Origin of the sequence: Pseudomonas sp. 3JA (assembly GCF_036961705.1) — a bacterium.
GTDB classification, from domain to species: Bacteria; Pseudomonadota; Gammaproteobacteria; order Pseudomonadales; family Pseudomonadaceae; genus Aquipseudomonas; species Aquipseudomonas fluorescens_Q.
This window is the reverse complement of the sequence record NZ_JBAMDJ010000034.1, coordinates 62,849-71,675: the sequence shown is the minus strand read 5'-3', so window position 1 is coordinate 71,675 and position 8,827 is coordinate 62,849. Positions and strand designations below refer to the sequence as shown.

At 62.6% G+C, this 8,827-nt stretch carries 4 protein-coding genes and 1 pseudogene; all 5 read right to left on the bottom strand.

Annotation, left to right across the window (positions count from 1 at the left end):
* Nucleotides 1-216: 216 nt before the first annotated feature.
* On the bottom strand, nt 217-1,680 hold the full coding sequence (gene selO, locus V7773_RS23195) for a protein adenylyltransferase SelO (protein ID WP_336075379.1): 1,464 nt from the start codon (nt 1,678-1,680) through the stop codon (nt 217-219).
* A gap of 37 nt (nt 1,681-1,717) precedes the next feature.
* Complete coding sequence (mscK, locus tag V7773_RS23190; protein ID WP_336075377.1) at nt 1,718-5,080, bottom strand: mechanosensitive channel MscK; 3,363 nt, start codon at nt 5,078-5,080, stop codon at nt 1,718-1,720.
* 34 nt (nt 5,081-5,114) lie between these two features.
* Nucleotides 5,115-6,857, bottom strand: coding sequence for a potassium/proton antiporter (locus V7773_RS23185; protein WP_092146716.1), 1,743 nt, complete (start codon nt 6,855-6,857; stop codon nt 5,115-5,117).
* Between the two features lie 278 nt (nt 6,858-7,135).
* Complete coding sequence (locus tag V7773_RS30590; protein ID WP_371856959.1) at nt 7,136-7,840, bottom strand: methyl-accepting chemotaxis protein; 705 nt, start codon at nt 7,838-7,840, stop codon at nt 7,136-7,138.
* Between the two features lie 198 nt (nt 7,841-8,038).
* Nucleotides 8,039-8,746, bottom strand: a pseudogene (locus V7773_RS30585) (MCP four helix bundle domain-containing protein); the annotation flags it as partial.
* Nucleotides 8,747-8,827: the final 81 nt, after the last annotated feature.

Below are 8,827 nucleotides of genomic sequence, written 5' to 3'. Positions count from 1 at the left end.
GAAATACCGACCTGCTTTTGTGGCGAGGGAGCTTGCTCCCGCTCGGCGGCGCAGCCGTCGTAAAACCGGTTGACGCGGTCTGCCTGGAAGACCGCGTCAGTCCTTCTTGGGGCGGCTGCGCCGCCCAGCGGGAGCAAGCTCCCTCGCCACAGGGTTAATCCTGCTCCCAAACAGTTATGTGTTGGGCGAGAAGGTGATTTCAGCCGAGGGGCTGGGTTACGACGAGCAACTGATCTCCAGGTGCTTGCCCCACTCCGGCGGACGTTGCGCGTAGCTGTCCATGCCCGGTTGCTCTTCGAACGGTTTGCTCAGCACGGAATGCAGGCGGCGTACTTCGTCGTAGTCGCCTGATTCGGCGGCGTCGATGGCTTTTTGCGCCAGGTAGTTGCGTAGCACGTACAGCGGGTTGACGGCGTGCATGCGTGCGCGGCGTTGGTCTTGATCGACGGGGCCTTCGCGGTTGACGCGGGCAACATACAATTGGCCCCAGGAATCGAAGCCCTTCAGGTCGACGAAGTCATCGCGCAGGGTCGCAACGGCCTGCTCGGGGGCTTGGTCGCCCAGTCGGCGGAAGAACAGGCTGTAGTCGACGCCGCTGTTCTGCATCAATTGCAGCAAGCGCTCCAGCAGTTTCTGGTCGTCTTCTTCGGCGCGGCTCAGGCCGAGGCGGCGGCGCATCAGGTCCAGGTAGTGGGCCTGGTACAGCGGCAAGTACAAACCGAGGGTCTCACGCAGGGCTTCGACGCTGATGAACGGCGTCAAGGCCTGGGCCAGGGCGCTGAGGTTCCATTGGCCGATGGGCACCTGGTTGCTGAACGAGTAACGGCCTTGGTCATCAGAGTGGTTGCAGATGAAGTTGGCGTCGAAGTCATCAAGGAAGGCGAACGGCCCGAAGTCGAAGGTGATGCCCAGGATCGACATGTTGTCGGTGTTCATCACGCCGTGACAGAACCCGTAGGCCTGCCATTTGGCGATCAGCTCGGCATTGCGCTCGACGATTTCGCGGAACATCGCCAGGTACGGTTCCGGTTGTTCACGGCACTCGGCAAAGTGCAGGTTCAGCACATGCTCGGCGAGGGTCGCGTGCAGTTCGGGTTTCTTGGTGTAGTAGAAATATTCGAAATGCCCGAAGCGCACATGGCTGGGGGCCAGGCGCAGGACCATGGCGGCGCGTTCCTGCTTTTCGCGCCACACCGGGGTGTCCGAGCCGATCACACACAAGGCCCGGGTGGTGGGGATACCGAGGGCGTGCAGGGCTTCGGAGGCGAGGAATTCGCGGATCGAGGAGCGCAGCACCGCGCGCCCGTCGCCCATCCGTGAGAACGGCGTCTGGCCGGCCCCCTTGAGGTGCAGGTCCCAGTGCTCGCCGGCCTCGTTGTACACCTCGCCCAGCAGCAATCCTCGACCGTCGCCCAATTGTGGGTTGTAGTGACCGAACTGATGCCCGGAATACACCATCGCCCGAGGCTCGGTTTCGGCCCACAGCTTATGGCCGCCAAAGATCTCGGCAAACAGCGGGGCCTGGGCTTCGTTCGGGTCCAGGTCCAGCAACGCCATGGCGGCCGGGCTGGCGACCACCAGCCGCGGGTTGTCGATGGGCTCGGGCAGCACGTGGGTCGATAAACCGTCGCCCAGGCGGGCGAAACGGTTATCGAAGGTCAGGGTTTCCAGCGTTTTCATGGCCGTCTCCGGCGGGACGCCCGCAGGCAACCCGCAATCAGTCGAGTGTGCCTTGCGGCGGCTCAGGCACCGGCTTGATGCTGGCGACAGCCGACGGCACGGGCGTAATGGTCTTTTTGTCGGGCTCGGCAGGCACCAGTTTGTATTCCTGGCCTTGCATGTTCTTCAGATAGATTTCCATCTGCCGGAAGGAGATGTTGATGTGCTCCTTCTTGAACTCACGGTTGATGAAGCGGTTGATCTCGTCCAGTACCGGGTTGCGGTCACCGAGGTCTCGTACGTGCATGCGCAGCTCATGGTCGAGAGTGCTTTCACCAAAGTTCAGGAAGTACACGATCGGCTCCGGTTCCTTCAGCACCCGTGGGTTGTCGCGTGCGGCCTTGAGCAGCAACTCACGCACCCGGTCCAGGTCCGAGCCGTAGTCCACGCCCAGCTTCAAGGTTACCCGGGTGACGGTGTCGGTCAGCGACCAGTTGATCAGTTGCCCAGTGATGAAGGTCTTGTTCGGGACGATGATGTCCTTGCGGTCGAAGTCGGTGATGGTAGTCGCACGGATGCGGATCTTGCTGACCGTGCCCGACAGGTTGCCGATGGTGATGGTGTCGCCGATGCGCACCGGACGCTCGAACAGGATCATGATGCCGGAGATGAAGTTGGCGAAGATCTCCTGCATGCCGAAGCCCAGGCCCACCGACAGCGCGGCCACCAGCCATTGCAGTTTGTCCCAGCTCACGCCGAGGGTGGACAGGGTGGTGACGAAACCGACGCCGGCGATCACATAGGACAGCAACGTGGTGGTGGCGTAGGCGCTGCCCTGGGCCAGGTTCAGCTTCGACAGCACGAACACTTCCAGCAGGCCCGGCAGGTTGCGCGCCAGGGCGAAGGTGATGCCGATGATGATCAGCGCGCCGAGCATGTCGCCGATGCTGATGGGCACCATGCTCATGTTGGCGCCAGTGCCGCTGGTGTATTCGTAGAGGGTGATGTTGTCCAGGTACGAGAACACGCTGATCAGGTCCGACCAGACCCAGTACAGCGCGGCGATGAAGCCGCCCAGCAGGGCCAGGCGAATCAGGCGCAGGGACTGTTCGTTGACCTTCTCGATGTCCAGGGTTGGTTCCTCGACCACCGCTTCGCCGTCGCCGGCCTCCTTGGCGGCCTGGCGCTTGGCCAGGGCGCGCTGGTAGGCCAGGCGCCGCGCCGCGACTGACAGGCCACGGACGAAGGTGGCCTCGATCACCAGCCAGAACATCAGCAGGTACAGGGTGTTGATCAATCGATCGCTGAGTTTCAGCGCGGTGTAGTAGTAGCCGAAGCACACCGCCACGAACAGCGCGATCGGCAGCGCGGTGAACAGCACCCCGACCGCCTTGCGGAACAACGAAGTGTTCTTGTGGGTCGGGCTGCTCAGCAGCAGACGGCTGAGTAACCAGGCCATCAGCGCGTAGCAGGTCAGCACCACCGGCATGCCGAGCACGTCATCGGCCAGGGTCGAGGGTTGCAACTCGGCCACGGCCACCACAGCCACCAACGCCAGCACCACCAGCCCGAGCCGGCGAATCCAGCCCTGGAGGAATTCGACCTGGGGTTTCTCCCAGCGGAAATGCAACTCGGCCACGCCGCCGGGGGCCAGCACGCGATAGGCCGTGTAGAACACCAGCCAGGCCTGGCCGATCTGCAGCAGCGCCGCACCGAGGTTGGCGTTCTGGCCGCGGGCGTCGATCTGCAAGGCGTAGCCGCAGAGGGTCAGTGCCAGGGCCACCGGCATCGCCAGCAGGATATTGATCAGGATCGCCTGGGGGGTGTGCCACTGGCTGTCGCGCTTGAAGTGACCGACGTCCTGGTGAACCTTGTTCAGGCGAGCATAGAGATTCTTGCGCCGCCACAGCAACGCCCCGATCAGCAGCGCCAGGGGCAGGAACAGCAGTGGCCGCTGGGTCAGGCCATCGGCCAGTTCACTGAGGCTCGAAGCCCAGGGCAGCGAGTCGATCTGTTTTTCCAGGCGCGTCGGCACCGCACGCATCCATTCGAAATCCAGCGGTTTGTTGCTGGGAATCCAGAACATCTGCTCTTCGAGGGTCGCCCGCAGGTTCTGGGCGGTGCTGAGCAGCTGTTTCTGGTTGAGTTGCAAGGTGATCGATTCGTTGAGCACTGCGCTCAACTCACGGTTCAGCCGTTCCAGCAGGTCGACACGGGTCAGGGCCAGTTCCAGCAAGGTCTTGCGCAGTTGCGGGGTGACTTGTTCCGAGGGCTGGGAGGCCAGCAGGCTGTCAACGTAGGCGCTGGGGTTGTTCAGCAGTTCACGTTGCTGGCTGACTTCGAACTGGTACAGGCGGATGTCGGCGATCTGGTCGGCCAGGTTCTGGTCCAGCTTGAGGCGCGGCAAGGTCTGGCGCTGCTTGTAGAGAATCTTGGAGAGCAGCAGGCTGCCCTTGAGCACGCTGATCTGTTCATCCAGGGCGGCGTCGGTCTGGGTGACGCTGTCCAGCAGTTGCTTGGTCTGCAGGTTCTGTTGGGTGACCTCGTTGAGGCGGTCGGTGCTTTTGAGCAGGTAGTCGGAGAGCTTCAGGTTGGCCGCGCTCTCGGTCGCCAGCAAGCTGCTGCCACCGGCCTTCTGGGCTTCGATGGATTGCTGGGTCACCGTCTCCTGGGACTGGGCCAGGCGCTTCTGGTTGATCAGGTTTTGCAGGTCCTGGATTTCCTGCTCCGTGCGGGCGATTTTTTCCATCAGCAAGTCGTGCTGGCCGTTGCCCAGGTCTTGCAGTTGGCTGTTGCCGGCCAGTTCCTGGCGGCGCAGCGGAATCAGCGCATTGAGGGCCGCCAGCTCGGCGGTGAGCTGGTCGCGTTGCTCGCCACTCAGGGGCTTGCCGGCATCCCGGCCGGCCTTGAGGATGGCGTTGATCTGCTGGATGCGGGTCTGGCTGCTGGAAATTTCCGCCTGGGCCCGCTCGGGACGGGTCTGGGCGGTGATGATCAAGCTGTTGGCATCGGCCAGGGCTTTTTGCAGATCGCCCTGCTGGGTGGAGCGATCCGTGAGCATTTGCTCGAGCTGGGGAATCGGCAGGTTGGCGTAGCGTTGCGCCACCGGCACCACCGCGGTGCCTTTGAGCCGCGCCAGTTCGCGCTGGTTTTCGATGTTCTGCTTGGGGGCGGTAGCCAATTGCTGCTTGAGGGCGAGCAGCTTCTGTTCGTAGTCGGCCTTGTTGTTGAGCTGGGTCAGGGTGTTTTGCAGCACCGCCTGCAAGGCCTTCTGCTCGGCTTCCGGCAGTTTGCGGTCGGCGATCTTGTCCAGGCTGGCTTCTACCGAGGCGCTGGTCAGCGGTTCAGCGGCTTGCAGCGTGCAGATGGAAAGACTCAGGCCCAGCAGGGCGATGGTGATAAAGGAGCGCAGGGTAGGCATAGAGACCGGTCAAGCAAGTGAGAGTGGGAGCAGTTTAGAGGAACAAGCCGGGACCCGGGCGACTTCCTTCGGGGAATCTGACGCCCACTTTGCCTATCTTGTTCCCGTCCATGACCGCGACGGTCCACAGGGTGTTATTCCATTCCACCTGGTCGCCGACCACCGGTGCGCCACCGACTTTCTGGGCAATGAAGCGCCCCAGGGACATGTCCGGATCGATGCCGTCCAGTTGCAACCCGTACAACGCCGCAACCGCGGCCAGCTGGGCGTCTCCTTCGAGTACGAAGTCGCCGAAGAAACGCAGATCCAGGCCCCGCTGCGGCGCTTGGCTGAACAGTTTTCCAAGGGCTGGCAAGTCGTGTTCATGGCCGATAACACACAGCAAATCACCGACTTCCAGCACCGTACTGCCCGACGGATGGAGCAGTTGCTGGCCACGAAACAGTGCCGCGATGCGGGTGCCATCGGGCATTTTCAGGTCCCGCAGGGGCGAGCCGATGCACCATTTTTCAGCGCCCAGGCGATAGATGAACAACTCCCACTCGCTGGTGACGTGCACTTCCAGCGCGGCCCGGGAAATCGGCAGGGGCTCGGGTGGGACGGTCACGTGCAGCAGCTTGGCGACCCACGGCAGGCTCGTGCCCTGCACCAGCAGCGAGACCAGCACGATAAAGAACGCCAGGTTGAAATAGAGCTGGGCGTGAGGCAGGCCAGCCATCAACGGGAACACCGCGAGGATGATCGGCACCGCGCCGCGCAGGCCGACCCAGGAGATAAAAGCTTTTTCGCGACCGTGGAATGCCTTGAATGGCAACAGGCCCACCATGACCGACAGGGGCCGTGCAAACAGAATCATCCACAGCGCCAGGCCCAGGGCGGGCAGGGCGATGGGCAGCAGGTCATGAGGCGTGACCAGCAGCCCTAGCACCAGGAACATGCCGATCTGTGCCAGCCAGGCCATGCCATCGAGCATGTGCAGGATGCCGTGGCGGCTGCGCACCGGACGGTTGCCGATCACCAGGCCGCACAGGTAGACCGCGAGGAAGCCGCTGCCGTGCAGGGCGTTGGTCAAGGCGAATACCGCCAGGCCGCCGCTGATGACCAGGATCGGGTACAGGCCATTGGCCAGATTGATGCGATTGACCAGTTGCAACATCAGCCAGCCACCGCCCAGGCCAAGCACCGCGCCGATACCAAACTCGCGCACCAGATGCCCCAGCAGGCTCCAATGCAGGCCGGTTTCGCCACTGGCGAGCATGCCGATCAGGGTAACGGTCAGGAATACTGCCATGGGGTCGTTGCTGCCGGACTCGATCTCGAGGGTGGCGCTGACCCGTTCGTTCAGGCCCTTGCCGCCCAGCAGCGAGAACACCGCCGCGGCATCGGTCGAGCCGACGATGGCGCCGATCAGCAGGCCCTGGATCAGGTTCAGGTTGAACAGCCACGCTGCCGCCAGACCGGTCAGCCCGGTGGTGATCAGCACACCGACCGTGGCCAGCGACAACGCTGGCCACAGTGCGACGCGAAAGCTCGAGACTCGCGTGCGCAAGCCGCCGTCCAGCAGGATGACGGCCAAGGCGAGGTTGCCGACCAGATAAGCCGTGGCGTAGTTATCGAAAAGAATACCGGCGCCGTCGACACCGGCCACCATGCCCACGGCCAGGATGATCACCAGGATCGGGATGCCCAGGCGGGACGAAAGAGAACTGACCAGGATGCTCGCACCTACCAGCAACGCGCCGATCAAGAACAGGCTGTTGATGGTCGTAGCAGTCAAAGGCAGTACTCCGGAAAAGCTAAGGACGGGCGCAGACTGACCATGCAGTCTGCGTGCCAGCGATTCTAACCTGTTGAAATGTGATGCTGTCAAAAAAGGTTGGGAGGGAGGGGAGCTGATCATACCGTGGCGAGGGAGCTTGCTCCCGCTCGGCTGCGAAGCAGTCGTCGCTTTTGAGGTCCTGGGGCCGCTTCGCAGCCCAGCGGGAGCAAGCTCCCTCGCCACAAAAGCTGGAGGGTTGATCGCTCACGGTCTGTGGACGATCAACCGTTAGTGGGTTACAGGCTGAACCGCCCAACCATGTTGTTCAAGTCCACGGCCAGGCGCGACAGTTCGGCACTGGCGGCGCTGGTCTGGTTGGCGCCGGTGGCCGATTGCACCGACAGGTCGCGGATGTTCACCAGGTTGCGGTCCACTTCACGGGCCACTTGGGCCTGCTCTTCGGCGGCGCTGGCAATCACCAGGTTGCGTTCGTTGATCTCGACGATGGCAGTGTTGATGGTGTCCAGGGACATGCCGGCGCCGCGGGCGATGTTCAGCGTCGACTCGGCGCGCTCGGTGCTGTTGCGCATCGAATCCACGGCGTGTTCAGTGCCGCTCTGGATGCTGCCGATCATGCGCTCGATCTCGCTGGTCGACTGCTGGGTACGGTGGGCCAGGGCGCGGACTTCGTCGGCCACCACGGCAAAACCACGACCGGCCTCACCGGCACGGGCGGCTTCGATGGCGGCGTTCAGGGCCAGCAGGTTGGTCTGGTCGGCCAGGCCACGGATCACATCCAGCACCTTGCCGATGTCACGGGACTCATCGGCCAGGTTGCCGATCAACGCCGCGGTGCTTTGCACATCGGCGCTCATGCGTTCGATGGCGCTGACGGTTTCCTGCACCAGGTCGCGACCGTCGCCTGCGGAGGTGGTGGCGTTTTTCGATGCTTCGGAGGTGCTCACTGCATTGCGCGCGACTTCTTCCACGGCGCTGGTCATTTCGTTGACGGCGGTGGCGGCCTGTTCGATTTCGTTGTTCTGCTGGGTCAGGCCACGGGCGCTTTCATCGGTGACACTGTTGAGTTCTTCGGCGGCGGAGGCCAGTTGTGTGGCCGAGCCGGAGATCCGCTGCAAGGTGTCGCGCAGTTTTTCCTGCATGGTCGACATTGCCCGCAGCAGGCGACCGGCTTCGTCGCTGCCATCGACGACAATCGGTCGAGTCAGGTTGCCCTTGGCGATTTCTTCGGCAGCCTCCAGGGCGTTGGCGATCGGTTTGGTGATGCTGTTGGTCAGCAGCCAGGCGAACAGCAGGGTCAGGCCGGTGGCGATGACCAGCAGTGTGACAACCAAATTGAAGGCTCTTGAATATTGTTGCTCTGCACCCCGATTAAAAGCGTCGGCTTGTTGGTTATTGATTTCCAGCAGGCGGCCGAGTACCGCGTTGATGGCTTCGGAGTTGCTCAACAGCTCGGTGTTGAGCAAAGCCCGCAGATCTTCGATCTGATTGTTGCGCGACAGGGTTTTCATCCGATCTTCAAGCAGGCGGTATTGCCCCAGCAGTTGCACGTATTGATCGTAGGCAGCCCGTTCTTCCGGGGCGCTGATCAGCTTTTCATAGGTAGCCTGGGCCGCGCGGATCTGCTGGTTGCGCTGCTCGAACAGATCGTAGGTTTTCTGCTGGATGTCCGGTTCGCGGTTGGTCAGCAAGCGATAGGACAGCACCCGCAGGCGCAGGGTGAGCTGGGTGAACTCATCCAGGGCCTTGATGCTGGGCACGCTGTTGCGGGCGATGCTTTCGCCAGATGCGCGGATGGTGCTCATCTGGATCAGGGCAAATACCCCAAGGGCGAGCATCAGGGCGCCGATCAGGGCAAACCCCAGGAATGCCCGGGGCGCGATGTTCATATTACGTAGGGACATGGAAAGTACCGGAAGTAGACGCGTCCGTGCGGGGCTGTGACTGCTGTTCCCTGACTTATCGGTCAT

Excerpts from the sequence above, each read along its gene's own strand:
- V7773_RS30590 (WP_371856959.1), bottom strand. The coding sequence starts at position 7,840 with ATGACCAGCGCCGTGGAAGAAGTCGCGCGCAATGCAGTGAGCACCTCC.
- selO (WP_336075379.1), bottom strand. The coding sequence starts at position 1,680 with ATGAAAACGCTGGAAACCCTGACCTTCGATAACCGTTTCGCCCGCCTG.
- mscK (WP_336075377.1), bottom strand. The coding sequence starts at position 5,080 with ATGCCTACCCTGCGCTCCTTTATCACCATCGCCCTGCTGGGCCTGAGT.